We start from the raw sequence: 24,553 nt of genomic DNA on the forward strand, positions 1-24,553 counted from the left end.
CTCGCCACGGCCCGCTGCGTGAACCGGTAGCGTCGAGGCGCGATCTCGACGTCCGGAGGCTCCCCCGTGGCGAACGGCGAACAGCACAGTGGGCAGGCGCACGACCCCGTCGCGAGGGTGCGGCACCTCAACCTGACCGATCCCGCCGGCTACACGACCGGCTTCACCGCCGACTGGCTGCGCTGGACCCCGGCGGAGGCCGACGCGCTGGCCCGCGACGGCGACGAGCGGCGGCACCGGGAGTACGCCGACCACTCGTGCGACCTGACCATGCGGGGCGGCACCACCAGTGGGGTCATCTACCCGCTCGCCGTGTGCTCGCTGGCGCGACACTACGTGTTCCGCTCGGTGGGTGGTGCCTCGGCGGGCGCGATCGCCGCCGCGGCCACCGCCGCCGCCGAGTACGGCCGCCTCGCCGAGCAGCCGGAGACCGTCACCGGGCACCGGGTGCGGCCGGGCTTCGCCGGGCTGGCCGAGCTCGTCGACTGGATGATCTCCGGCAGCGGCTCGGAGCGGTGGCGGCTGGTGCAGCTCTTCCAGCCGAACGCCGCGCTGAGCCGGGTGTTCCGGGTGCTGATCGCGACGATGCAGTCCCCGGAGACCACCGGACGCAAGCGGATCGTCGCCGTGCTCACCGCGCTGCTGGCCGCGGTGAGCCGGTTCGCCGGGCTGACCCTGCTCGTGCTGTTCGCGGGCTGGGTCGCCGGGCCGGCGCTGCACCTCTGGGTGCTCGCGCCGTCCCGGTGGAACGCCGCGGGCTGGCCGGTGGTGCTGCTCACCGCCCTGCCGACCGCGTTCGCCGCCACCTGGGTGCTCGCCGTGGCCGCCGGGTGGCTGCGCCGTGGCGCGCTGGTGCTGGCGACCCCGCTGCTGATCGGGGCCGTGGCGCTCGCGCTGTGGGGAACGCTCGGGCCACCGCTGACCGTGCGGGGCTGGCTGGTCGGGGCCACCGCGGTGACGCTGTGCTGGTTGCTGACGACGTTCACCGCGCTGGCCGCGTTCGCGGTGATCTACGCCAGGGCGAGCTGGCCGGTGCTCACCGACGCTCGACGGTTCCGGTTCGGCATCGTGCCCGGTGCCATGCCCTACACGGCGACCTGGTTGGACCGGCTGGCCGGGTTGCCGAGGTCCACCGGGGTGCCGCCGCTGGCGACGTGGCTGGCCGACCGGATCGACGACCTCGCCGGCCTGACCCCGGACGCCGGCGGCGAGCACCCCAGTGCGCTGACGTTCGGCGACCTGTGGCGCGGCCCGCTGGCCGACCCGGGGGCGCCGGAGGACCCGGCGCGGCTGCGGGAGATGGCACTGCGTCCGGCCGAGCGGGTGATCAACCTGGCGTTGATGAGCACGGACCTCTCCGCCGGCCGGCCGTACCGGCTGCCGTTCCTGCCGGGAACGGGTGACGACGACCGGTGGCAGTTCTGCCCGTCCTGCCTGGACGGCATCGTCCCCGGCCGGGTGGTCCGACAGCTGCTCGCCGCCGGTCCGTCCACATCGGACCACTGTCCCACGCACCGCGCCGTCCGGTTGCACCGGCTGCCCGAGCCGTGGGACCTGCCGGTGGTGCTGGCCGTGCGGATGAGCCTGTCGCTGCCCGGGTTGATCTGCCCGGTGCCGCTGTACAAGAAGGGGCGGCAGCACTGGTTCTCCGACGGTGGCATCACCAGCAACTTCCCGATCCACTTCTTCGACACCCTGCTGCCGCGCTGGCCCACGTTCGGGCTGAACCTGCAGACGCTGGACCGCGCGGTGCGGCCGGGCGAGGAGGTGTTCCTGCCCCGCCAGGACGCCACCGGGCCGACCGTGCCGTGGGCCGAGATCGGCGCCGGCGCGGGCGCGCTCGCCGGGCGGATCCTGCACACCTTCTTGGGCTGGCGGGACACGATGCAGGCGGCGCTGCCCGGCTTCCGCGGGCGGATCGCGCACGTGCGGCAGGGGCTGGGTGAGGGTGGCACGAACCTGTTCATGCCGCCCGAGGTGATCGCCGCGCTCGCGTTGCGCGGGTACGAGGCGGGCGAGGTGCTCCGGCGGCGGTTCACCGACCCCGACGAGGGCGCGCCGGGGTTCACCCAGACCGACCGGTATCGGTGGATCCGGATGCGGCTGGCGCTGCGCGAGTACCGCGAGCTGGCCCGGCAGGCGAGGGCGCGGGGCCCGCTCTACAAGCGCAGGGCCGCGCACTACTGCGTGCCGGAGGAGCTGGCGTGCTGGTTCGCCGACCCGGCCGGGCCGTGGCCGCGCGAGGAGCCGTACTCCGACCGCATCGAAGCGACGTTCGACCAGCTCGCCGCGCTCGCCGACACCCACCTGGCCGAGCCGTTCGACGGCACCGCCCCGGTCAACCCGGTACTCCGGCTGACACCCCCGGAGTAGTGGTCGACAAGCGGACGGCACGGAAGCTCGCGGTCCTGCGCATGGGAGTCACGGTCCTGAGCGCGGAACTCGCCGTCCCCTACGGGGAACTCACGTCCCGAGCGTAGGACTCGCGGGCGGGACGCGCGCCACTCCCCTACATCGGGCCTCACGCCGCTGGCACCCGCAGGCAGTACCTCGCCGCGGCGATTCCGACGCGTGCCAGCCGGGCGGCCGGGCCGGCACGGATGGACCGCCCCAGCATCACCCGAGGCGTGGCGTCGCCTTAATTTGCCCCGTTCCCTTCGTCGTTGCCGGTCCTGTGCGGGGTGGGGCTCGGGTCAAGGGTGAGCGAAGCGAATCGCGCAGCGACGCCGAAGGCGCCCTGGACGCGAGCCCCACCCCGTCAGACACTGCCGGCCCCAGAAGGGGACGGGGAGGGTGCACCCGTTCACCCGCGCGGAGGGCGCGGCCCGCCCGCCCCGGGGGGTCGCCGGGCCGCTCCAGCGTATCGCCGCCGGGAGTGCTGGGACGGTGCGCGCGAAATCTGTGGATCCCTTTCGGGGGATGGGAACAACTCGACGGGTTCACGGGCGAGGTGTGTCGCGCCGCGGGGCACATCTCGCATACCCGCTGCGGGTGCATCCCGTGCCGGGGTTACCGCGTCGCGGGTGTTGTGGTCCCCACCTCGAAGCCTGATTGTGTTGACGGTCGTCGGCACCGTGTCAAGGCGGGAAAGCGTGCCTTGACACGGCACCGCCGACCGCACAGCGGCTTCGGATCGGGGTGGGGAGGGGGAATGGATGATGCCCCTCGTCTATCGGGGCGTGCCCCGAGGCCGGGTGGATACGACGGCTGCCTCGCGCTTGGCTCGGTGTGCTCCGATCCGGGTGGGAACGGCCGGAACCCGCGCTGGGTGGGAGGCACCCCGCCCGCCGAGATGCGTCCCCGGGCGGCAGCCTTGCGTCCTGACCGGGCGGGTCCGCCGGCAGGACGCGAGCCAGGTGCCTCCGGTACCGCGTACGTACCCAAGGCCACCTTCGGCTCGCAGCTAACGCCCGCGCCTCCTCGCTCTGGAGCTAGCCGGATGCTGTCTGGTGGGCCGCCGCGCGGAGTCGGGCGCCGCCGTCGCGGGTGACCGGGTCGCCATGGCCGAAGCAGACGGTGTCGACGTCCAGGTCGGCCAGCCGGCGGAACGACGCCATCGCCCGGTCCCAGTCGACGTGGAACACACCGAACATCACCTCACCGTCCACATGGGCCGCGATGTCGCCGGTGATCAGCACCCGGTGCGCGGGCAGGTGGATGGCGATACTCCCGTCGGTGTGCCCCGGTGTGCCGACAATCCGCGCCCCGCCGCCGAAGTCGAGCACGTCGCCGTCGGTGAGCTCGACGTCCACCCGCGCGGGCGGCGCCGGCGGCAGGTCGGGGGCGACCCTGGCGTACAGCTCGCGCTCCCAGTCGGTGAAGTTCGGCGGCTGCCCGGGCACCTCGCCACGAATGACGGGCGCGTCGGCCCGGTGCGCGAGCACCGTCACCCCCGGCCACGCCCCGATCTCGGCCGCACCGCCGGCGTGGTCCTCGTGGAAGTGCGTCAGCACCACCCGGTCGAGGTCATCCGGCCGCAGACCGAGCGACCGCAACGCCGCCGCGACCTCCGCGCCGTCCCCCGCGCAGCCGGTGTCGATCAGGGTCAGCGAGTCGTCGTCCCGCCACAGGTAGGCCTGGCCGAAGCCGAACAGGATCCGGTGCAGCCGCGGGCCAATCTCCTCGGTTCTCATGCCGGCGACACTAGCCACGGGGGCCCACCACCCGCCGCCGGTTCCACCCAGGGCGTAGCCGCCACGGTCGACCGCGATCGCTCAGCGGGCGGCCAGCTCGCGAACCTCGGCCAGCAGGTCGCACTGGGCCAGCCAGTCGCCGTCCAGCAGGAACGCCAGCGAGTCGGCGCCGGCGGCGGCGTACTCGGCCACCCGCTCGGCCACCTGGGCCGGGGTCCCGGTGACCACCATGTCCCTGACATCGTCCGGATCCCACCCGAAGGCCTCGGCGAACCGGCGTGCCTGCCGCTCGGCCAGGTCCGGGTCCGGGCGCGCGCTCAGCGCGCCGAGCGCCGCGGTCGCCAGCCGGGGCGCGGGCCGGCCGTGCTCGGCGGCCATGTCCCGCAGCTGGCCGCCCACCTCACGCAGCCGCTCGGGCGTGGCCATGTCGGCGAACCAACCGTCCCCGTACCGGGCGGTGCGGCGCAGCGCGGCGGCGGAGCCACCGCCGATCCACACCGGAGGCATCGGCGCGGCCGGCGCGAGGACGACCTCCGGCGAGCCCGGCACGCCCGGCACGGGCGCCGGGCCTCCGCGCAGCAGCGCCGGCAGCGCGGCCAGGAACTCGTCGGTGCGACGGCCACGCTCGGCGGCCGGCACACCGACCGCAGGGTACTCGTCCGGCCCACCGACCCCGACGCCGAGCTCCAGCCGGTGGCCGGACAGGTGCTGCAACGTCCCGACCTGCTTGGCCGCCCACGCGACCGGCCGCAGCGCGGGCAACATCACGCAGAACCCGATCGCCACCCGCCGGGTCACCGCGGCGGCCGTGGCGAGCGCCAGCGTGGACTCCACGATCGGCGTGTCACCGACCGTCAGGTTGTCGCCGACCCACAAAGCGTCCAGGCCGACCTCCTCGGCGTGCCGGGCCGCGGTGGCGATGTCCGGTCCCCGCCCCACCGCCTCGCTCATGTAGGGCAGGAAAATCCCGATGCGCGGGTTGCGCCGGCCTTCCGGATCAGTCATGTGACTCCTCTCATCGCGTTCCCCACCAGCCTGCGACCTCGAGTTAACTCCATATCAAGCCATTGACCTCCACTCAGCTGGAGCTCCTAGGCTCGTCGGCATGACCGAACAACGAACCATCGTGGTGACGGGCGCGACCGGCAACGTCGGCCGGCAGGTCGTCGAGCGGCTGCGGAACACCGGCGTCCGGGTCCGGGCGCTGGTCCGCGCCCCAGAGAAGGCCGACCTGCCCGGCGACGTGGAACGGGTCCGCGGCGACCTGTCCCGGCCCGAGACCCTGGGCCCCGCCGTGGCCGGCGCCGACGGGGTGTTCCTCATCTGGCCGTTCCTCGACTCCACCGGTGCCGAGGCCGTGGTGCGGGAGATCGCCCGGAACGCCCGCCGTGTCGTCTACCTGTCCTCACTGGGCGTGCGCGACGACCAGGAGCGGCAGGGTGACCCGATCAACCAGTTCCACGCCGACCTCGAACGGCTGATCCGGCGACAGGATGGTCTGGAGTGGACGTTCCTGCGGCCCTGCGGGTTCGCGGTGAACACCCTCGGCTGGGCCGAGCAGATCCGCGCCGGCGACGAGGTCCGCGGCCCGTTCGGCACGCTGTCCAGCCCGCTGATCCACGAGGCCGACATGGCCGCGGTCGCCGTCCGCGCCCTCACCGAGGACGGCCATGCCGGCAAGGTCCACCGGCTGACCGGGCCGGAGCGGCTTCCCGTACCCGAGCAGGTCCGGATCATCGGCGAGGAGATCGGCAGGCCGCTGCGCTTCGTCGAGACCTCGGTCGAGCAGGCCCGGCGGGACATGCTCGACCATGGCTGGCCGGCCGAGTTGGTCGACGCCGTCCTCGAAGGCCAGGCCACGATGCGGGACGTCGCCGAGCCGGTCACGACCACGGTGGCCGAGGTGACCGGCCGCCCGGCCCGCACCTTCCGGGAGTGGGTGCGCGACCACCGCGCCGACTTTCAGCCCAGCGCGAGCACGGTGTCCACATAGGAGGACAACCGGGCCACGTCGTGGCTCACCACGGCCAGCGCGGCGCCGGACCCGGCCGCCTCCCGCAGCAGCGCGGCGACGTCGCGGGCGGTGGTCGGGTCCAGGCTCGCGGTGGGCTCGTCGGCCACGATCAGCGCCGGCCGGGCGATCAGTGCGCGCACGATCGCCACCCGCTGCGCCTGCCCGACCGAGAGCTGCCCGGGCAGCAGGGTCACGTCCACCCCGCCGAGCCCGACACGGGCCAGCTCCGTGCGGGCCCGGCGCCGGCGCGCGGGCGCGGGCATCCGGCCGTGGGCCAGCACCAGCGGCTCGGTGATGCTGCGCCACAGCGGCCACCGCCGGTCCAGGCTGCCGCGCGGATCCTGGAACACCGGCATGACGTAGCCGGGCCGGGGCAGCACCGGCCGGCGCCGTCCCGGCGGCCACGCGGGCACCCCGGCGAACTCCACCGTGCCGGCGTCGGGCCGCTCGATGCCGCCCAGCAACCGCAACAACGTCGACTTGCCCGCCCCGGACGGGCCGACGACGCCGAGCACCTCCGCCGCGCCGATCTCCACGGTCACCCCGTCGACCGCCCGGACCGGGCCGTAGTGCCGGCGCACACCCCGGGCGGCGACCACCGGCGGCCCCGAGCGGGTCGAGCGGGTCGAGCGGGTCACCGCCGTGGCCGGCAGCGGCACCGGGGCCGCGGCGTCGACCAGCCGGCGGGTCGCCTCGTGCGCCGGCGCGGCGAGCACCGCCCCGGTCGGCCCCCACTCGACCACCCGCCCGCCGGCCAGCACCACCACCCGGTCGGCGTGCTCGGCGACCAGGTCCAGGTCGTGGCTGATGAGCAGCAGCGCGTCGCTGGCCCGGCGCAACCCGCGCAGCGCGGCGCGGGCGAGGTCGGCGTCCAGCGCGCTGGTGGGCTCGTCGGCGACGGTCAGCGGCGGCCCGTGCACGGTCGCGGCGGCCACGGTGGCCCGCTGCAGCATCCCGCCCGACCAGCGATGCGGGTGCTCCGCGCCGCGCACGGCCGGCTCGGGCACGTCCAGCGCCGCCAGCCGGCGCACCACCTCCCCCGGTGGCGGCGCCAGACCGTGCGCCCGCCACGCCTCGGCGACGTGGTGGCCGACGGTGCGCAGCGGGTCGCACGCGGCGAACGGGTCCTGGCCCACGTAGCCGACCAGCCGCCCGCGCAGCTCCCGCAGCCGCGCGGCGGGCGCGCCGAGCACCCCGCGCCCGGCCACCCGGACCGCGCCGGTGGCGGCGGCCCTGGCCGGCAGCAGGCCGAGCACGGCCCGCGCGAGGGTCGTCTTGCCGCACCCGGACTCCCCCACCAGAGCCACGCACTCGCCCGGCTCCACTCGGAGATCCACATCGGACAGGGCGAGCGTGCCGGTGGCGTAGCGCACGGACAGCCCACGCACGTCCAACGCCGGGGTCACGATCGCTCCGCCGGGTCGGTGCAGTCCCGCAACGCCTCGCTGACCAGCGCGGCCCCGGCGAGGCACAGCACCAGCCCGACCCCGGGCCCCACCAGCAGCCACGGCGCCACGGCGTAGCTCTCCCGCGTCTCGGCCAGCATGGCGCCCCACTCGGGGGTGGGCGGTTGCGCGCCGAGGCCGAGGAACGACAGCCCGGACAGGAACAGCACGACCTCGCCGAACCCCAGCGTCGCGGCGATCAGCACCTGGGTCAGCGCCCCGGGCAGCACGTGCCCCGCCGCGACCCGCCAGGTGCTCGCGCCGGCCATCCGCGCCGCCACCACGTCCGGCCGGCGCATCCCGCCGAGCGTGTGCGCGCGGGCCAGCTTGGCCGGCCGCGCCCACTCCGTCACGGTCATCGCCAGCACGAGCGTGCCGAAGCCGGGGCCGAGCGCGCCGACCACCGCCAGGCTCAGCACCAGCGTCGGCAGCCCGAGCAGGATGTCGACCAGCCGGTTGAGCACGGCGTCGACCACCCCGCCGAGCAGTCCGGCGGCCACCCCGAGCAGCAGCCCGGCGGCCGTGGTGATGGCGAACACCAGCAGCGCCGCGCCCAGCGACGTGCGGGCCGCGGCCACCGTGCGGGCGAGGGCGTCCCGGCCGGCCTGGTCCGTGCCGAGCCAGTGCTCGGCGCTCGGCGGGGCGAGCTGGTCGCGGTAGTCGGGGGTGACCGCCGCGTCGGCGAACAGCGGGCCGACCAGGGCGAGCAGCCCGACCACCGTCAGGAAGGCCACGCCGGCGACGAACCCGCGGTGCGCCCGCAGCCGGCGGCCGAGACCGGCTGGCACGGTGACCAGTTGGGGCCGGGCCGCCATCCCGGTCACCCTGCTCAGCGCGGTGCCCATGGTCATGGCCGCGACCTCGGGTCGATCCGCCGCAGCAGCACGTCCACGGCGAGGCTGACCACGACGTAGGCGACCACGGCGAGCAGGGTGAACCCGGCGACGGCCGGCATGTCCCTCGCGTGGATCGACTCGACGACGTAGCGGCCGAGCCCGGGCCAGGTGAACACGGTCTCCACGATCGGCGCGCCACCGAGGAACGCCGCGGTGCTCAGTCCGACGACCGTGAGGAACGGCGGCAGCGCGTGCGGCAGCACGTGGACGACCAGTCGGCGCCGCGGCGTGGCCCCGCGCGCGGCGCTGACGTGCAGGAACGGTGCCGACCTCGCCTCGAGCACCGCCGCCCGCAGCACCCGCGCCCACACCCCCGCCGAGGTCAGCGCGAGGGTGAGCGCGGGGAGCCCGACGGTGGCGAGGGTGCCGTCGCTGATCACCCTGCCGGCGCCGAGCCGCACCACCACGACGTCGAGCAACAGCACGCCGAGCAGGAAGCCGGGGACGGCGAGCATGCCGAGCGACACGACCCTGCTCACCGTGTCCGGCCAGCGGCGGGGCGCCGCCGCCGCGACCAGCCCGAGCACCATGGCCAGCCCGACGGCGATCAGCAACGCCACCGCGGTGAGGGTGAGCGTGGCCGGCAGCCGCGTGGCGAACTCCTCGGCCACCGGCCGGCCGGTGCGCCAGGACACGCCGAGGTCGCCCCGCAGCGCGCCGAGCAACCACTGTCCGAACCGGACCGGCAACGGGTGGTCCAGGCCGAGCTCGGCGCGGGTGGCGGCGACCAGCGCCGGGTCCGGCTCGGTGATCCCGCGCGCGGAGAGCACCCGCTGCGCCGGGTCGCCGGGCGTGCGGTCGAGCAACGTCCACACCGCGACGCTCGCCACGAGCAGGGTGAGCGCCGCCTGACCCACCCGACCGGCCACGGCCATCAGGCGGCCGGCGCGGTCGTGGCGTCGACCCAGATCAGCGCCGGCTGGATGCGGTAGCCCTTCCAGCGCGGCCCGGCGATGACGTTCGGCAGCCGCATCCCGAGGTAGATCACGTGGGCCTGCTCGCCGATCCGGCGCTGCACGTCGCGCAGCAACGCGTGCCGGGTGGCCTCGTCGAACTCGGTGCTCACCCGGTCGATCAGCGTGTCGAGCTCGGCATCGGCGATCCCGCCGCGGTTGTTGGGCGAGTCGCTGCGGTAACCGTTGCGCAGCGGGGTGATCGGGTCACCGGAGAACGACAGCATCGAGCTGCCGCCGATGCCGGCCTGCCAGCTGTCGGCCTCCTTGAGGGTGGCGTCGATGTCGGGCACCGACCGGATGGTGACGGTGATCCCGACCGTGGCGAGTTGGGCCTGCACGGCCAGCGCGAGCGTCTCCGAGTCGGGTTGCTGCGGGTAGCTGAGCAGCTCGAACGTGAGCGGCACGCCGTCGCGGGAGCGGGTGCCGTCGGGGCCGGCGGTCCAGCCCGCGGCGTCCAGCTCCGCCGCGGCGGCGGCCGGGTCGGTGGTCTGGGTGGGCACGGCGTAGGGCAGGGTCTCGGCGTAGATCCCGGTGGCCGGCCGGTAGCGGCCGGACATCACGTCGTCGGCGAGTTGCCGGTAGTCGATCGCCCGCTGCACCGCCCTGCGCACCCGCACGTCGTCGAAGGGCGCCCTGCGGTGGTTGAGGTAGAGCCCGAACGTGGGGCTGGTCGGCGTGCCGGTGAGGTAGAAGGCGTCGTTCCGGCCCTCGAGCACGGTGGCCATCGTGGTGGGCGGGTAGAGCGCGAGGTCGGCCTCGCCGTTGCGCACCGCCAGCAGCCGGGCCTGTGGGTCGGTGACGAACCGGACCTCGTAGCGGCGCAGCGGCGGCGGGCCGGCCCAGTGGTCGTCGTTGGGCACCAGCCGCAGCCGCTCGGCGTCCAGCCCGTCCACCGTGTACGGCCCGGTGTAGATCCTGGCGGCCACCAGCGCGGCCGGGTCGCCCTTCGCGCGCTCGTAGGCGGCCTGGTCGTAGACCTTGAACAGCGACTCCTCGGCGAGCAGGTTCGGCACGTTCGGGGTGGGGTCGGTGGTGGTCAGCCGAACCTGGTGGGTGCCGGTCGGCTCCACGGTCGCGCCGGGCAGCGTCGCCCGCAGGACCGGGTTCTCGGCGAGCTGGTGACGCAGGCACGCGACGAGGCGCTCCGCGTCGAGCGGCGTGCCGTTCTGGAACCGGACCCCCTCGCGCAGGGTGAGCTCCCACGTCGTCGGGGCCGTGTCGCGCACGGCGGTGAGCAGCCAGGGCTCGGGGGTGCCGTCGAGGGTCGGTCGCATCAGCAGCTCGGCGTAGCCGAACTCGTTGCCCCAGTACCCGTTCTCGACAGGATCGAGGTCGGCGATGGCGAAGCTGGTGACGATGGTCAGCCCCGGACCGTCGCCCGCGCCCGGCGGCGCGGTGGCGCACCCGGCCAGTGCCAGCGCCGCGGCCAGCACCAGTGCGACGGCCCCGCGCAGGGCAGGATGAACTCGGGACATGCGGCCGCCTCCAGCACCTCGTGGATGACCCTTCCGTACGCGCCGTGGCCGGTCTCCTGGCTGACGGGTCGACCGCCGCCGCTCCCCTTCCCAGGCGGGTGGCGCCCAGTGGTTCGGAGCGTAGGCTTCCCGATCACAGTGGCGAGGGCCGCGCCGGTGTCGCACCGGCTTCCCGAACACCACGGCCCGGTCACGCTATCGGACCGCGTACGAGGCTGGCAACGCACGCCCCACCAGGGGAATCGAGCAGGATGCGAGTTGAGCTCCGGTGGGCCGAGGACAATACTCCGAGTAATGCCATCCGCGCCGTCGCCGATGTTTCTCCTGGTGCGGCACGGGTAGCCCACGCGTGAATCGACCTGCGTGTTCGCCTCACGCGGACGCCCAGCGGCTTCGCCTGCGTGCTGACGCTGAGTGAAGGGAGCGGTGATGGACAGCCTCAGGATGGAGAGGTCGGGGACGGAACCGGCACGCCGTGCCGGAGCAGTGGCATCCCCGGCCTGCCGGACACTTCCGCTCGGCACCCTGCCGAGCAGCCCGGAGGTCCCGTGGGTGCCGGCGCCGCGCGCGGAGGACGACGGCTTCGAGCCGACCATCGTGCGCGGCCGCGAGTAGGGCTCGCCACCCGGGGATCACCAGCCCGGCGGGCGCGGCATCGGCGGGAGTGCGGGCATCTCCTCGCGCATCCGACGCTCCATCTCCTCCAGCATCGGCTCAATGGCCTCGCGGGCCTCGCGGGCCTCGCGCATCCGGTCCTCCGCCTCCCGCGCCGGTGCGTGGGGCCGCCGTTCCGGGGTGCCCGCCGGCACCTCCTGCCGCGCGGCCGGCGGTGGCTCGGCCGGCTCCGCCGACTCCGCCGGCGTCTCCCCGGCGGAGGCGGTGGAGTCGGCGCCGGGCACCGTGACCACCGGCGGCGACGGCTGACCGACCAGCGGCGCGCCGTCGACCTGCCGGCCGCTGGACCCCAGCACCACCGCGCCCAGCACGCCGAGCACCACCACCGCGCCCGCCCCGCTCAGCAGCGTCCACGCCAGGGGGCCGGAGTCGCGGCGGCGGGCCGGCTCGGGTGCGACGACGACCGGCAGTGGCGCGGTGTCGTCCGGAAGGGCGGCGTTCTCCGGGGGCCGAGTTCCGAGTGCACGCTCGCCGCCGGTGCCGCCGGCGCCGGTGCAGTCCTCGGGCGGGCCGGCGCCGCCGGCGCTCGTGGTCCCGGAGGCGAGGTGGTCCGGCCGGTCCACCCGCCGGGGACGGCGCAGCGGGGCCGTCCGCGCCCGCCCGACCAGCTCGGCCACGGTGACCCGCTCCGCGGGGTTGCGCGCGGTCCGAGCCATCGACCACCTCCCACCCGGCTCCCACCACCCGGCGGGAGCCCCGTCACCCGGCACCGCCCGTTCGGGCGGCCCTGGACGGGTGCATGCTAGGGACGCCGCCCGGCGGAAGGCAAAGCGGGCGGGTAACCGTTGTCACTCGGATGACAACCACGTCGCGACCGCGGGTAACACTTGACGCGTGGACGGTACCGGGTTGTTCGACGGCTGGCTGCCGCGCGAGCTGGAAAGCCTGCTCGCTGCCGGCCGCACCTTGCTGCCCAGCGTGTCGATGCCGGCGGTGCCGACCAGCCCGTCGGGGATGGTCGAGACCGCCGTGCACGTCGTGGGCGACCGGCTGGTGGGCCGTCGGCTGACCGCGCGGGTCGCCGAGCACGACGTCGCCTTCACGCTCGGCGAGCTGGACTGCCGCGTCGCGTCGGTCGGGCTGCTCGGCCGGGCGGACGTGGGTGACCTGCGGCTGGTGGCCGAGGACGTCGACTGGCCGGGCGGGCCGTTGCGCCGGGTCACCGTGGTCGGCCGGGACGTGCGGGTCCGCTCGCTGCCCACCCCCGCCCTGGTCGCCGCCACGGTCGAGGTCGACATCACCGTCGCCGCCGACGTGCTGCGCGCCAGGGTGGCCGAGGCCCGGCCGGGCGTCGACGTCGAGCTCGACCCCGACGGCACCCTGCGGCTGCGCTCGACCCGCCGGCCGTGGTGGGGCAGCGTCGAGGTCGAGCCGCGGGTGGTCGACGCGGACGTCCTGCTGCGCCCGGTGGCCGCGCACGCCCTCGGCCGGCGGATCCGGCTGCCCCGCCGGCTGCGCCACGTTCCGGTGTCCCTGCCGGCACTGCGCGACGGCCCGGTGGGGCTGCGGCTCACCGGGGTGGACACCGGCGCCGGGGAGGTCGTGCTGCGCGGCACGGCCGACGCCTGGCGGGACCGGCTGGCCACCGTGCCGCTCACCGGCCTGCTCGGGTGGCTCGGCACGATCGCCGGCACCCTGACCGTGCCCCTCCCCCTGATGCCGCCTCGTGCGGAGCCGGCATGAGCACGCCCCTGCGCACCGCGACCGGGGCGCTCGCCGCGCTCGCCACCTCCGGGCTGCTCCGCCCGGCCGGGCCGCGGGCCGCCGCCGGCGCGGCCCGCGCGCTGTACCGGTTCGGCCGCACGCCCGCGACGCTGCTGGCCGTGGCCGCGGCGCGCCACCCGGACCGCCCGGTGATGATCGACGACGCCGGCGTCGTGACCTACGGGGAGGTGCAGCGCCGGGCCGAGGCGGTCGCCGCGGGGCTGGCCGCCGAGCTGCCGGCGCCGCCACGCACGCTGGCGATCCTGTGCCGCAACCACCGCGGCTTCCTCGTCGCGCTGGCCGCCGGGGCGCAGCTCGGGTGCGAGCTGGTCTTCGTCAACACCGAGCTGCCCGCGGCGCAACTCGCCAGGGTCCTCGACCGGCACCGGCCGGACGTGCTGGTGCACGACGACGAGTTCACCGGCGCCGTCGGGGACGTCACCGACGTCACCGACGTCACCGGCTTCACCGACTTCACCGGGCTGGCCGTCCTCGCCGAGCCCACCGCCGAACCCACCGCCGAACCCACTGACGAACCCACTGACGAAACCACTGCCGGACGGGTCGCCGGCCGCACGCTGGACTCGTTGGCCGCGCGGGGCGGTCCCGCTCCGCCGCGGGTGCGCGGGTCGGTGCGGCTGACCCTGCTCACCTCCGGCACCACCGGGCTGGCGAAGGGAGTCCCGCGGGCGCCACGGTTCGCCGGGCTGGTCGGCCTCGCCGCGAGCGGGCTGGCCACCGCGCGGCTGCGGGCCGGCGAGCGGGTGCTGGTCGCGCCGCCGTTCTTCCACGGGTTCGGCCTGCTGATGCTCGTCGGCGCCATCGGCGTGGGCGGCACCGTGGTGTGCGCGCGGCGGTTCGACGCGGAGCGGGCCCTCGCCGCCGTCGAGCGGCACCGGGTCGGCGTGCTGGTCGGTGTCCCGGTGATGTTCCAGCGGCTGCTGGCCGTGCCCGAGCGGCACGACACGTCGTCGCTGCGGCTCGCGATGACCGGCGCCGCGCCGCTGCCGGCCACCACGGCCGCGGAGCTCACCGCCCGGTTCGGGCCCATCCTGGTCAACGGCTACGGCTCGACCGAGGTCGGCGTGGTCTCCCTCGCCGGTCCCGACGACCTCCGCGCCGCGCCGGGCACCGTGGGGCGGCCGGTGCTCGGGGTGTCGGTGCGGATCCTGCGGCCCGACCGGACCCCAGCCGGGCCCGGGGAGACCGGCTCGATCTTCGTCCGCGGCGGGCTGGCGTTCTCCGGCTACACCCCCGATCCACAAAGGACGGTGCGGGGCAAGGAGGTGGTCGGCGGCCACGTGGACACCGGCGACGTCGGCCACCTCGATACCGCCGGGCGGCTGTACGTGGAAGGGCGCGCGGACGACATGATCGTGTCCGGCGGGGAGAACGTGTTCCCCGGCGAGGTGACCGAGGCGCTGCTCACCCACCCCGCCGTGCGGGACGCGGCGGTGGTCGGGGTGCCGGACCCGGAGTTCGGGCAGGTGCTGCGGGCATTCCTGGTCACCGGGCCCGAGCGGCCGGACGCCGCCGAGCTGAAGGCCCACCTGCGCCGCGACCTGGAGCGGTACAAGGTGCCGAAGGAGTTCCGGTTCGTCGACACGATTCCGCGCAACGCCACCGGGAAGGTGCTGCGCGGCGAGCTCGGCTGAGCTCTCGTTTCGGGCTCGGCTACCCGGGTTTGCGGGCCACCGCGCCGAGCAGCCAGCCGGACCGGTCGAGCGGGTCGGCGGTCTCGGCTTCCGGCCGCCAGTTCCCGACGTAGACCAGGCCCGGTGGCACCAGCTCCAGGCCGGCGAAGAACGACTCGACCTGGGCGCGGGTGCGGCGGGCATCGCCACCGCGGCGGAGGAAGCCGCGGTAGAGCTCCTGCGCGCGGCCGAGCAGGTCGGACCGGCCGTCGGAGACGACGTGGGACATCGCGAGGTAGCCGCCGGGCGGGAGCGCGTCGCGGAGGGTGGCGACGACGTCGGAGGGGCGGTCGGTGTCGGTGAGGAAGTAGACGATGCCCACCAGCAGGATCGCGAGCGGGCGGTCGAAGTCGAGCAGCCGGCGCACGGCGGGGTGGGCCAGCAGCTCCGCCGGCCGGCGGAGGTCGGCCTCGGCGACGGCGACGGCGCGGTCGCCGGCCAGCAGCGCGTCGGCGTGGGCGAGCACGACCGGGTCGTTGTCGACGTAGACCACCCGGGTGGCCGGGGCGATGCGGCGGGCCACCTGGTGAACGTTCTCCTGGGTGGGCAGGCCGGTGCCGATGTCGAGGAACTGGCGGACGCCGCGGGCGGTGAGGTGGCGGACGACGCGGCCGAGGAAGGCCCGGTTGTCGCGGGCCATCGTCCTGGCCTCGGGAGCGACGCGGAGGAGCTGCTCGGCGAGCTCGCGGTCGCAGGGGTAGTTGGTGGTGCCGCCGAGGAAGTAGTCGTAGATGCGGGCAATGTTGGGGATGGTGTCGTCGATCGTCACCCGCTCACACATCCGCCCACCATACCGATTAATCGCGCTGGGGCACCCGTTCGGCGCAAGCTCATGAGGACACCCGGCCGACATCACTCGAACGGGTAGCCGTGTCGGGTCGGCGGCGGCGGGACGGGAACCTTGTGACCGGCCGGCCGGCGGGGCAGACTGTGCGGCCATGGCGAGGTTACGGCTGCCCCGGGTCCTGTCCGTGTTCGTGGTCGTCGCCGCGATGCTCGGTGTCGTGGCACCGGCGCAAGCCGAGCCGGGGTCGGCGCGGGGGTGGCGCCCGGTGAACCCCCGGCCGAGCACGGTCGAGCTGGCGGTGGAGCTGCAGAAGCTGCAGCTGGTCAGCCGGGGCGCGGTGCGGGCGACGCCGATCGGGCGGTCCAACCAGGGTCGTCCGGTGTGGAGCGCGCGGGTGGGGCACGGGCCGCTGCGGATCCTGTACGTCACCCAGCAGCACGGGGACGAGCCGCTGGGTACCCCGGCGGCGCTGGCGTTCCTGCGGGAGGCCGGGGTGGGCAACAGCGCCTACCAGCGGTGGTTGCGGTCGCGGGTGACGGTGGACGTGATCGTGCGGGCGAACCCGGACGGGCACGAGCTCAACTGGCGGTACAACTACGCGCCGGACGCCGACCCCGAGTTCGGCGAGCCCGGCAAGGGCTACGACATCAACCGGTACCACAACCCGTCGCTGGCGCCGGAGGACAACCCGGCCACCGAGGCGGGGTTGATCCAGCGGCACTACGCGGAGACGTCGCCGGCGATCGTGGTGGACTACCACATGCAGGGCCGCTACCGGGACGACGCCGGGCGGGAGATCACGGCGTCGGTGATGTGGCCGACGCACCCGGACGTGTCCGCGGAGGCGGTGACGCTGGCGAAGCGGGTGACGGTGGTGGCGCACCGGGCGATGACCGCCGCGGGCGGCAACGTGTCGCGGTACCCGGGCGGGAACTACGAGGGGATCGCGCGGAACGCGTACGGGTTGCGCGGGAGCGGGAGCGTGCTGGTCGAGCTGAGCGCGATGGGTCCGGAGCATGAGCAGGCACAGATCCGCTCGGGATTCGCGGCGATGCTGGCGATCGCGCAGACCGCGGCGAACGGCACGCTGCAGGCGGTGGACCCGGCACTCGCCGAGCAGATCCCTCCACGCGGCGCCCCCATCCGCGACGAGTCCCTGGCCCTCTCGGCGACCGACTGACCAAGTTTCGTGCGTCACCTACGGGCGTCCCGCCGGCGCCACCACTCGCCGAGCACGACTCCCAGCAGCAGCACGATCGCGACGGCGGCGATGTTGCCCCAGTCCTCGGGCAGTGCCACGGAGGGCCAGGTAGGCGAGGGCAGCACAGCCCTGGAGCGCCAACACCCGCGCCCACGGTGAACCACGGCCACCGGGGCGCGGGCGAGCAGACCTCATCAAACCTGGTCCGGCCCTCATCAGAGTCACTCATCGCCCCACGACCAACCTCCAGGGCGGCACTTCCACACTTCGAGAGCCGCCCTACCGCGACTTCTTCTTGTCCAAAAGCCGCAAGATTGATCCCACCGCAATAATAAGCAGAGTCAGCACCGTGGCGAATACAATCAAGAATACCACGTCAGCTAACCCAAACGGGAGAGTTACGACAAAGCACGAAAACCAGATTATTAGAACAACTATGGCGACGCCGCGCCACCTTCCAGCAGAGATTCCGCTTGTCGAACTCTCCAGTTTCCCCGGGTGCGAGTAAGTGCTGCTGAGACCCGCGCGTTGTTGACCCAACGAGAACGATTGAAGCCCGAGCCGGCGCCGACACCGCCTCGGCCAGGGGACGCTTCCGGCGGACATATCGACACCCTCGACCACCCGTTACCGGCGAGACTCGCCCGTTCGGCCCCGCCCGTTCGACGGGTCACGGCGGGTTTCGGCGGAACCACTCCCCCGTTCGGCCCCTGCGTCCGTTCGGACCATCCCACCTCCCGGACGCCCTTTCGGAGCGGCCCGGGCGCCCTAGAATGAGGCATGGCCGACGTGTCCGGCTTCCCGCTGACGAACCTGATGGTGTACGCGGTGGTGGCGGTGACACCCGTGATGGTGTTCTGGGCCGCGCTACGGCTCGTCGCGTTCGCCCAGACGGTGCGCCGCACCACGCCGGCGATGCCGCACCCGCCGATCGAGCGCCTGGCCGCCGACCTGCGCCGGGTCCGCCGAACGCTGGCCGACTTCGAGGAGGGGACGCCGGTGGTGCGCCGGCGTGGCGCCCGCCAGGCCTACGACGCACTGCTGATCCAGGCGTGCGTGGCACTCGACGTCGAGCACACGCTCGACCGGTTGCCCGAGGGAATCGAGCGCGAGATGGAGCGCCTGCGCGTCGAGGAGTCGCTGCGGTCGGCCGGGCTGTTCATCCACTGAACCGCCGCGGAAAACGCCATGAAGGCCACCTTCATGGCACGGGGCGGCGGTGTCCCAGCACGGCGGTGTCGGTGACCCGCGCTAGCCTCGGCCCGTGATCGAGCAGATCGGTATCCCCACCGCGGCGGGCACCTTCGACGCGATCGCCGCGGGCCCGGCGGACGGCCGGCCCGTGCTGCTGCTGCACGGCTTCCCGGAAGCGGCCGTCTCGTGGGAGCACCAGGTGGCGACGCTCGGCGCTGCCGGCTTCCGCGCGGTGGCACCGGACCAGCGCGGCTACTCGCCCGGGGTGCGGCCGGAGGACCCCGCGGCATACGGGATCGGCGAGCTCGTCGGCGACGTGCTGGGCATCGCCGAGGCGCTCGGCTGGTCCCGGTTCGACCTGGCGGGGCACGACTGGGGCGCGGCCGTGGGGTGGTGGACCGCCGACGCGCACCCCGACCGGCTGCGCACCCTCACCGCGGTGTCGACCCCGCACCCCGGCGCGCTCGCGGCGGCGCTCCGCACGGACGACGACCAGCGGCTGCGCTCCGGGTACATGATCGAGTGGCGGCAGCGCGGGGTCACCGAGCGGCGGATGCTGGCGGACGGCGCCGAGGCGCTGCGGCGGATGTTCGAGTGGAAGGTGCCGCCGAGCCGGGTCGACGAGTACGTGCGCCGGCTGCGCGAGCCCGGCGCGCTCACCGCGGCGCTGAACTGGTACCGCGCGGGGCGCCCGGACGGCCGCATCGGCAGGATCAGCGTGCCGACCCTGTACGTGTGGAGCACCGAGGACGTCGCGTTCGGCTCCACGGCCGCGCTCGACACGGAGAACTGGGTGACCGGGCCGTACACGTTCGAGATGCTGGAGGACGTCAGCCACTGGGTGCCCGAGGAGGTGCCGGAGCTGCTCACCGGGTTGCTGCTGCGCCATCTCGGGCAGTGAGCGGCGGCGCGAGCGGCAGCGGCCGGTCCGGGGCGCCAGGGCCGGGCCGGCCCGGGTCAGCCCGCCCTGCCCGCTCCGGCGGCACCGTCGTCCCCGGCGGGGGCGCTCGTCCCGGTGCGACCTCCGTTCCCGTTCGGGCCACCGTCGCCGTTCGGCGTGCCGCCCGCGTCGAGGCGTCGCAGCCGGGCGATCTCCGCGCGGGCCTCGGCCAGCTCGGCCTCCAGGTCGAGGATGCGCCGGGCCGCGGCCAGCGTGTGCCCCTCGTCGACGAGCTCGCGCAGCCGGCCGGCCACGCCGAGCTGGTGCCGCGAGTAGCGACGGTGGCCCCCGCTGGACCGCTGCGGCGACACCGCGCCGGCGGTGTCCAGGCTGCGCAGGAACGGCTGCTCCACCCCGAGCAGCTCGGCGGCCTGCCCCGTGGTGTAGGCGGGGTAGTGCTCGTCGTCGAGCCTGTCCAGCCGCGTCGTGCCCACCTCGCCGTGCCGGAACCCGTCGTCGCGGGCCTGCCTGCCCTGGCCTTCCATGCCGCTCGACCTCACCTCGTCGCCGTCCTGATCGCGTCCAGCTCGAACATCACCTTATCTTGCGTAGCTGGTTGACAAAACCTGCACTCGTCATTATAAGAAAAGTAGATCGGTCAACTGCCGGGTGACAGTGGTCCGCCGGGAGGGTGATCGCGATGCGTGATGACGTGCGACCGGCACCGGTGGTACCCCCTGCCGACGACGCCGTCGTCGACCTGCTGTGCGCCGATCCGGAGTGGGTGAACGCCGAGTTCGCCGCGATCGTGGCGGCCGAGTTCGCCTCCCACCCCGCGACCGACGTGGTCCCGCCCACCCCTCGGCGCCGGTCGCCCCTCCCCCGACCGGCGCCGCCTTCCGGGCTCCCTCCCGGTCCTCCTTTCCAGGTGCGCTCTCGCGCTCGTCGCCACCGGTGTGGCACGGAGCCGCGGCAACGCTCGCCTCCGGCCCACCCGCCCCGGTGACGCCATCGTTCCAACCCTCCCGTACTGCGCCCCGCCGGGACGGTCCGGCGGGGCGCCGGCAGGACGGACAGGCAACACTTACATCAGCGGGAACAAAAAACTTGAGTCGACCGTTGGCATGTATGCGGGTTCCAAGAGTTGGCCCTTGAAGGAGGCGATGCATGATGCTGATGCGGACCGACCCGTTCCGTGAGCTCGACCGGTTGACCCAGCAGATGTTCGGCACGTTGACCCGACCCGTGGCGATGCCGATGGACGCCTACCGTTCGGGTGACGAGTTCGTGGTCGAGTTCGACCTGCCGGGCGTCTCGCCGGAGTCGATCGACCTGAACGTCGAGCGCAACGTGCTGACCGTCAAGGCGGAGCGCAAGGTCGAGCTGGGCGACAACGTCGACGTCCAGGTGTCCGAGCGACCGCGCGGCACGTTCTCGCGGCAGCTGTTCCTCGGTGAGAGCCTGGACACCGACAACATCGAGGCCCACTACGACAGTGGTGTGCTCCGACTGCGGATCCCGGTGGCCGAGCGGGCGAAGCCGCGCAAGATCGCCATCTCCGGCGGCACCGAGGCGAAGCAGATCAACGCCTGACCGCCGGTCACCAGGATCAGCGCGAACCCGCCGGCTCCGGCTCCGCGGAGCCGGCGTTCGTCATATCGCCGTGTTCCCCGATCGAGGTGTCGGAATGCGTGGGCGTGAACGTCCCGACCCCTACGCGGTGCTCGGTGTGCCGGCGACGGCGACGGACGCCGAGCTCACCGCCGCGTACCGGGCGCTGGTCCGGGCGTTGCACCCGGACGCCCAGCACTGCGCGGATCCGGAGCGGTTCGCCGCCGTGGTGGCCGCGTATCACCGGCTCCGCACCAGGCGGCGGGCGGAGAGTAGCCACCAGCGCGGCCGCGGCTCCCGCTCGGGGCGGGCCCAGCGGAGCGCTCGGACGGAGGCCGACCAGCGGGCACACCCGGCGGCCCACCAGACTTCCGGTGATGACCGGCCGGAGCCGGGCTCCACCGATCGCGACGATCCGAGAACCGGCGGCCCCACCCGGATCGAGGTGCGGGTGCACCGCCCCCGACCGCGGCGCGAGCCCGACCTGCGCGCCGGCCCGGTCCGCTACCACCCGGACTGAACACCACGCCACCCATCGGGACGGACAAAGCCGCGAACCCGGCACCACCACCCCAGCCAGCCGCGAACCCACCCTCACCGACCCAGGAGGGCCCTCATCCGTCCGCGGGATCCCGGGCCTCGGCCGGTCCCGGGCGCAGCAGGTCGCCCGCCTCGGCCACCACCCGCCGGGCGCCGCCGAGCTGCTCGGCCACCCGATCCCGCACCAGCAGCAGCGCCTCCGCCCGCCGTCGGGCCTCGGTGAGCATCCGCTCAGCCGTCGCGCGCGCCTCGGCCACCATCTCCTCGGCCGCCGCCCGCGCGTCGTCGAGCAGGCGCTCCGCGCGCGCCGCGCTCTCCGCCCGTGCGGTGGCCTCGATCTCGCCCGCCTCCTCGTGCGCGATCTCCAGCATCCGGCGCAACCGGTCCTGCAACGCGTCCGGCGGGAGGGGCGTCCGGCAGATGCGGTCGACCCGGTCGCGCAGCTCGCGGTTCTCCGCACGGGCCGCCGCCAGCTCCGCCACCAGGGCGTCCCGCTGATCGGTCACCCGGCGCAGCTCCTCGCGCAGCCCGACCACGTACCGCCGCACCTGGTCCGGCGCGTACCCGCGCCACGCGAGCCCGAACTCGGCGGGAACCGGCTCCGCGGCGTCGACGGCGTTGTCCAGGACGGCCACCGTGCACCCTCCACTGTGGATCGGAGACTGGCGGGAGATGACGCCGGGGCCCTTCGCGCTTCCAGGGCCGGCACGGTGTGACCAACGACCCGACCCCGCGGAAAGTTCCGCGGGAGACAAGAGAAACCGGCTCAGTCGCCCGTGCGGCTCAATCCCGTGAGGATCCGCTCGACGAGCCGCGGGTCCACCTCCACCGGCTCCCCGCGCATCTGCTCGGTCACCAAAGACCGCCGCCGCTCGGACCGCCGGGGCAGCCGTACGTCCGTGGCGCTCGTCCCGGGCGGCAACGGCAGCTCGCACCACACCAGCCTGCCCGTCCCGGCCACCCGCTCCACCCCGGTGCGCCGGCCCTCCATTACCGGCGCCGCGGCCGACGCGGGCGACTGGTCGTCCTCCACCTCGACGATCAGGTACTCACCGCTCAACCGCAGCCGCACCGTGAGGAAACCGGGCTCCCGCGGATCCGCCCGGTCCACCACCGCCGACACGAACCGCGACACGGCCCGCCCCGCCTCCTCCACCAGCGGTCGCAACGACCACTCGGTGAGGGTGAACCGCACGAACAGGTTCGCGCAGCTCACCGCGCTGGGCATCGAGACAAGCTGGAGATCGTCGACCTGGGCGGTCTGGGAGTTCACGCTGCCCCTTCCATCGTCTCCGGTCCTGCGCCGCGAAAGCCGTATCTTGCCAACCCGCGCCCCGCGTAGCCAGAAGGGGTGGGTCCGTCCGTGCCCGGTCGATCACCGTCCGGCAACGGGCGCGCCCCCGCGCGTCGCCGGCGGGTGTGCGATGGTGGAGGCATGAAGGGGCGGTGCTGACGTGACACTGACGCAGCGCGACCGCACGGTCGAGGCGGGGCGGCTGGCCGCCGTCCGGCGCTACGACATCCTGGACACCCCGCCCGACGGGGCGTTCGACCGGATCGCCACGCTCGCGGCGCGCTGGTTCGACGTGCCGGTGGCGACCGTGTCGATCGTCGACGAGGACCGCATCTGGTTCAAGGCCACGCACGGGCTGGACGGGGTCACCCAGATCGGCCGCGACCCGGGGTTGTGCGCGTCGGCGATACTCGGCGACGAGGTGCACGTAATCAACGACGCCGCCAGCGACCCGCAGTCCCGGGACAACCCGCTGGTCACCGGCGAACTAGGGGTGCGGTTCTACGCCGGCGCGCCGATCGTCACCACCGACGGCCACCGGCTCGGCACGGTCAACGTGTTCGACACCCGGCCCCGCGAGATCGACGAGGCCGGCATGGCCACGCTCAACGACCTCGCGGCGATCGTGATGGACCAGCTGGAGCTGCGGCTCTCGGCGCTGCGCACCCTGCGCTCCGAGCGCCGGCTGCGCGAGCGGGTCGAGCGCGACCGGGCCGACCTCGAGGACTTCGCCAGGACGCTGCAGCGCACCCTCGTCCCGCCCACGCTGCCCGCGATCGACGGGCTCGAGCTGGCCAGCCAGTACCGCACGGCCTCGCCGCGGCAGGTCGGCGGCGACTTCTACGACGTCTTCGCGCTGCCCGGCGACCGGTGGGCGGTGGTGCTCGGCGACGTCTGCGGCAAGGGAGCGCCGGCGGCGTCGCTGACCTCGTTCGTCCGGTACACCGTGCGCTCGCTGGCGCTGCACCACGACGACCCGACCGAGGTCCTCGCCGAGCTCAACGCCGCACTGATCGCCGAGCAGGTCGGCGACGAACGGCCGCTGTTCTGCACGGTGGTGCTCGCGATCCTCACGCCGGAGCCGGGCACCGGATGGCGGGCCACGGTGGCCTCCGGCGGCCACCCGCCGGCCTGGCGAGTGGCCGCCGACAGCCGCGTCGAGCCACTGGAGACACCCGGCGGGACGCTGTTGGGGCTGCTGCCAACCGCCACGTTCGCCACCCACCGAACGACGCTGGCACCGGGCGACGCGCTCGTGTTCCACACCGACGGGCTCACCGAGGCGACCACCGCCGCCGGAACCCTGTTCGGTGAGGAGGGGCTGCGGTCGTTCCTGCCCGGGTGCGCGGGGCTGGGCGCGGCGGCGCTGATCGAGAAGGCGACGGTCGTGCTCGACGAGCTCGGCGACGACCGAACGGACGACGTGGCGATCCTGGCGGTGACCGTGTCCCGGTCCGGGACCGGGTTCGAGGAGGTGCGCGAACGGGCATGATCGAGCCCTCCGAGATCGACGTCGGTCCCGCCCAGCGGGACGGGGACCGGCTCCTGCTCAAGGTCACCGGCGAGATCGACCACTCCACCGCCACGGCCCTGCACGACCGCGTGCTCGGCTCGGTCGAGCCCGACGTGCGGCACCTGGTGCTCGACTTCTCCGCCGTGACGTTCTGCGACTCCTCCGGGATGAGCGCGCTGCTCGGCATCTGGCGGCGGCTGCACGGGCAGTCCGGCGGGGTGTCGATCGCGGCGGCGCCGGCGAACGTGGTCCGTGCCCTGCGGATGGGCGGCCTGGACGAGCACCTGCCCACCCACCCCGACGTCACCGAGGCCCTCCGCACCCCCTGACCACTGCCGTGTCCGCGCCCCGTGTACACGTGTCCGCGGTCTGTGCCCGCGTGTTCGCCGCTCCGGTCACCGTGTTCGCCGCTCCCGTCACCGTGTTGGCCGCTCCTGTCGCGACGCCGGCACTCACGCCGGACCGACTGCCCAAGTCGGGGCGCAACTGCTTGCAACTCCTTGCGCAACCCAGGTCCCGCAGAAAGATAGGGTTCCTCTGG

Annotated in this window: 22 protein-coding genes and 1 riboswitch; of the genes, 11 read left to right on the top strand and 11 right to left on the bottom strand. The window is 74.4% G+C overall.

Going from position 1 to position 24,553, the window contains the following annotated elements; translation table 11 throughout:
- Positions 1-66: 66 nt before the first annotated feature.
- Complete coding sequence (locus BM051_RS03175; protein WP_243859523.1) at positions 67-2,373, top strand: patatin-like phospholipase family protein; 2,307 nt, start codon at positions 67-69, stop codon at positions 2,371-2,373.
- A 1,058-nt stretch (positions 2,374-3,431) separates the two neighbouring features.
- Here BM051_RS03175 and BM051_RS03180 read toward each other — a convergent pair.
- Positions 3,432-4,133: an MBL fold metallo-hydrolase gene (locus tag BM051_RS03180; RefSeq protein WP_092527600.1), complete on the bottom strand. Its 702-nt coding sequence runs from the start codon at positions 4,131-4,133 to the stop codon at positions 3,432-3,434.
- An 81-nt stretch (positions 4,134-4,214) separates the two neighbouring features.
- On the bottom strand, positions 4,215-5,138 hold the full coding sequence (locus tag BM051_RS03185) for an LLM class flavin-dependent oxidoreductase (protein WP_208325930.1): 924 nt from the start codon (positions 5,136-5,138) through the stop codon (positions 4,215-4,217).
- Positions 5,139-5,238: 100 nt separating this feature from the next.
- Between BM051_RS03185 and BM051_RS03190 the strand changes: the two genes are divergently transcribed.
- The gene (locus BM051_RS03190) at positions 5,239-6,126 is read left to right on the top strand and encodes an NAD(P)H-binding protein (protein ID WP_092527603.1); all 888 of its coding nucleotides are present in this window, start codon (positions 5,239-5,241) and stop codon (positions 6,124-6,126) included.
- Here the strand turns inward: BM051_RS03190 and BM051_RS03195 are convergent.
- The 5 genes from BM051_RS03195 to BM051_RS03215 all read right to left on the bottom strand — a co-directional run bounded on the left by BM051_RS03195 (position 6,096) and on the right by BM051_RS03215 (position 12,250).
- The gene (locus tag BM051_RS03195) at positions 6,096-7,553 is read right to left on the bottom strand and encodes an ABC transporter ATP-binding protein (protein WP_208325931.1); all 1,458 of its coding nucleotides are present in this window, start codon (positions 7,551-7,553) and stop codon (positions 6,096-6,098) included. The genes BM051_RS03190 and BM051_RS03195 overlap by 31 nt on opposite strands.
- A complete protein-coding gene (locus BM051_RS03200) occupies positions 7,550-8,443 on the bottom strand; it encodes an ABC transporter permease (RefSeq protein WP_243859524.1) in 894 nt (297 codons plus the stop codon). Before BM051_RS03200 ends, BM051_RS03195 begins: the two co-directional genes overlap by 4 nt.
- Positions 8,440-9,357 (bottom strand): ABC transporter permease, encoded by a 918-nt coding sequence (locus BM051_RS03205; RefSeq protein WP_208325932.1) that lies wholly within the window; start codon positions 9,355-9,357, stop codon positions 8,440-8,442. The genes BM051_RS03200 and BM051_RS03205 overlap by 4 nt, the downstream gene beginning before the upstream one ends.
- Positions 9,358-9,362: 5 nt before the next feature.
- Positions 9,363-10,919 carry an ABC transporter substrate-binding protein gene (locus tag BM051_RS03210; protein ID WP_092527610.1) on the bottom strand — a complete coding sequence of 519 codons (1,557 nt, stop codon included), beginning with the start codon at positions 10,917-10,919 and terminating at the stop codon, positions 9,363-9,365.
- A gap of 29 nt (positions 10,920-10,948) precedes the next feature.
- A riboswitch (cobalamin riboswitch) is annotated at positions 10,949-11,118 on the bottom strand.
- Between the two features lie 433 nt (positions 11,119-11,551).
- Positions 11,552-12,250, bottom strand: coding sequence for a hypothetical protein (locus BM051_RS03215; protein ID WP_092527613.1), 699 nt, complete (start codon positions 12,248-12,250; stop codon positions 11,552-11,554).
- 178 nt (positions 12,251-12,428) lie between these two features.
- Here BM051_RS03215 and BM051_RS03220 point away from each other — a divergent pair, with 178 nt between their 5' ends.
- The gene (locus BM051_RS03220) at positions 12,429-13,277 is read left to right on the top strand and encodes a hypothetical protein (protein ID WP_092527616.1); all 849 of its coding nucleotides are present in this window, start codon (positions 12,429-12,431) and stop codon (positions 13,275-13,277) included.
- The gene (locus BM051_RS03225) at positions 13,274-14,953 is read left to right on the top strand and encodes an AMP-binding protein (protein WP_092527619.1); all 1,680 of its coding nucleotides are present in this window, start codon (positions 13,274-13,276) and stop codon (positions 14,951-14,953) included. The genes BM051_RS03220 and BM051_RS03225 overlap by 4 nt, the downstream gene beginning before the upstream one ends.
- A gap of 19 nt (positions 14,954-14,972) precedes the next feature.
- Here BM051_RS03225 and BM051_RS03230 read toward each other — a convergent pair whose 3' ends face one another.
- A complete protein-coding gene (locus BM051_RS03230; RefSeq protein ID WP_092527622.1) occupies positions 14,973-15,773 on the bottom strand; it encodes an SAM-dependent methyltransferase in 801 nt (266 codons plus the stop codon).
- Positions 15,774-15,930: 157 nt separating this feature from the next.
- Between BM051_RS03230 and BM051_RS03235 the strand changes: the two genes are divergently transcribed.
- From BM051_RS03235 to BM051_RS03245, 3 genes are all read left to right on the top strand, one after another.
- A complete protein-coding gene (locus tag BM051_RS03235) occupies positions 15,931-16,959 on the top strand; it encodes a M14 family zinc carboxypeptidase (protein WP_243859525.1) in 1,029 nt (342 codons plus the stop codon).
- A gap of 801 nt (positions 16,960-17,760) precedes the next feature.
- A complete protein-coding gene (locus BM051_RS03240) occupies positions 17,761-18,150 on the top strand; it encodes a hypothetical protein (RefSeq protein ID WP_092527625.1) in 390 nt (129 codons plus the stop codon).
- A 94-nt stretch (positions 18,151-18,244) separates the two neighbouring features.
- On the top strand, positions 18,245-19,075 hold the full coding sequence (locus tag BM051_RS03245) for an alpha/beta fold hydrolase (RefSeq protein ID WP_092527628.1): 831 nt from the start codon (positions 18,245-18,247) through the stop codon (positions 19,073-19,075).
- A 56-nt stretch (positions 19,076-19,131) separates the two neighbouring features.
- Here BM051_RS03245 and BM051_RS03250 read toward each other — a convergent pair whose 3' ends face one another.
- Positions 19,132-19,599 carry a helix-turn-helix domain-containing protein gene (locus tag BM051_RS03250; protein ID WP_092527631.1) on the bottom strand — a complete coding sequence of 156 codons (468 nt, stop codon included), beginning with the start codon at positions 19,597-19,599 and terminating at the stop codon, positions 19,132-19,134.
- Between the two features lie 625 nt (positions 19,600-20,224).
- On the opposite strand from BM051_RS03250, the gene BM051_RS03255 reads away from it, so the two are divergent.
- Together BM051_RS03255 and BM051_RS03260 are read left to right on the top strand one after the other, a co-directional pair.
- The gene (locus tag BM051_RS03255) at positions 20,225-20,647 is read left to right on the top strand and encodes an Hsp20/alpha crystallin family protein (RefSeq protein WP_092528468.1); all 423 of its coding nucleotides are present in this window, start codon (positions 20,225-20,227) and stop codon (positions 20,645-20,647) included.
- 94 nt (positions 20,648-20,741) lie between these two features.
- A complete protein-coding gene (locus BM051_RS03260; protein WP_092527634.1) occupies positions 20,742-21,185 on the top strand; it encodes a J domain-containing protein in 444 nt (147 codons plus the stop codon).
- A gap of 94 nt (positions 21,186-21,279) precedes the next feature.
- On the opposite strand, the gene BM051_RS03265 is transcribed toward BM051_RS03260, so the two are convergent.
- Both BM051_RS03265 and BM051_RS03270 read right to left on the bottom strand, forming a co-directional pair.
- The gene (locus BM051_RS03265; protein WP_092527637.1) at positions 21,280-21,840 is read right to left on the bottom strand and encodes a hypothetical protein; all 561 of its coding nucleotides are present in this window, start codon (positions 21,838-21,840) and stop codon (positions 21,280-21,282) included.
- Between the two features lie 131 nt (positions 21,841-21,971).
- On the bottom strand, positions 21,972-22,478 hold the full coding sequence (locus BM051_RS03270) for a histidine kinase (RefSeq protein WP_092527640.1): 507 nt from the start codon (positions 22,476-22,478) through the stop codon (positions 21,972-21,974).
- A gap of 181 nt (positions 22,479-22,659) precedes the next feature.
- On the opposite strand from BM051_RS03270, the gene BM051_RS03275 reads away from it, so the two are divergent.
- Both BM051_RS03275 and BM051_RS03280 read left to right on the top strand, forming a co-directional pair.
- Positions 22,660-23,991 (top strand): PP2C family protein-serine/threonine phosphatase, encoded by a 1,332-nt coding sequence (locus BM051_RS03275; RefSeq protein ID WP_208325933.1) that lies wholly within the window; start codon positions 22,660-22,662, stop codon positions 23,989-23,991.
- Positions 23,988-24,341, top strand: a complete 354-nt coding sequence (locus tag BM051_RS03280) for an STAS domain-containing protein (protein WP_092527643.1) — start codon at positions 23,988-23,990, stop codon at positions 24,339-24,341. Before BM051_RS03275 ends, BM051_RS03280 begins: the two co-directional genes overlap by 4 nt.
- Positions 24,342-24,553: the final 212 nt, after the last annotated feature.

Source organism: Amycolatopsis arida (assembly GCF_900115565.1).
GTDB classification, from domain to species: domain Bacteria; phylum Actinomycetota; class Actinomycetes; order Mycobacteriales; family Pseudonocardiaceae; genus Yuhushiella; species Yuhushiella arida.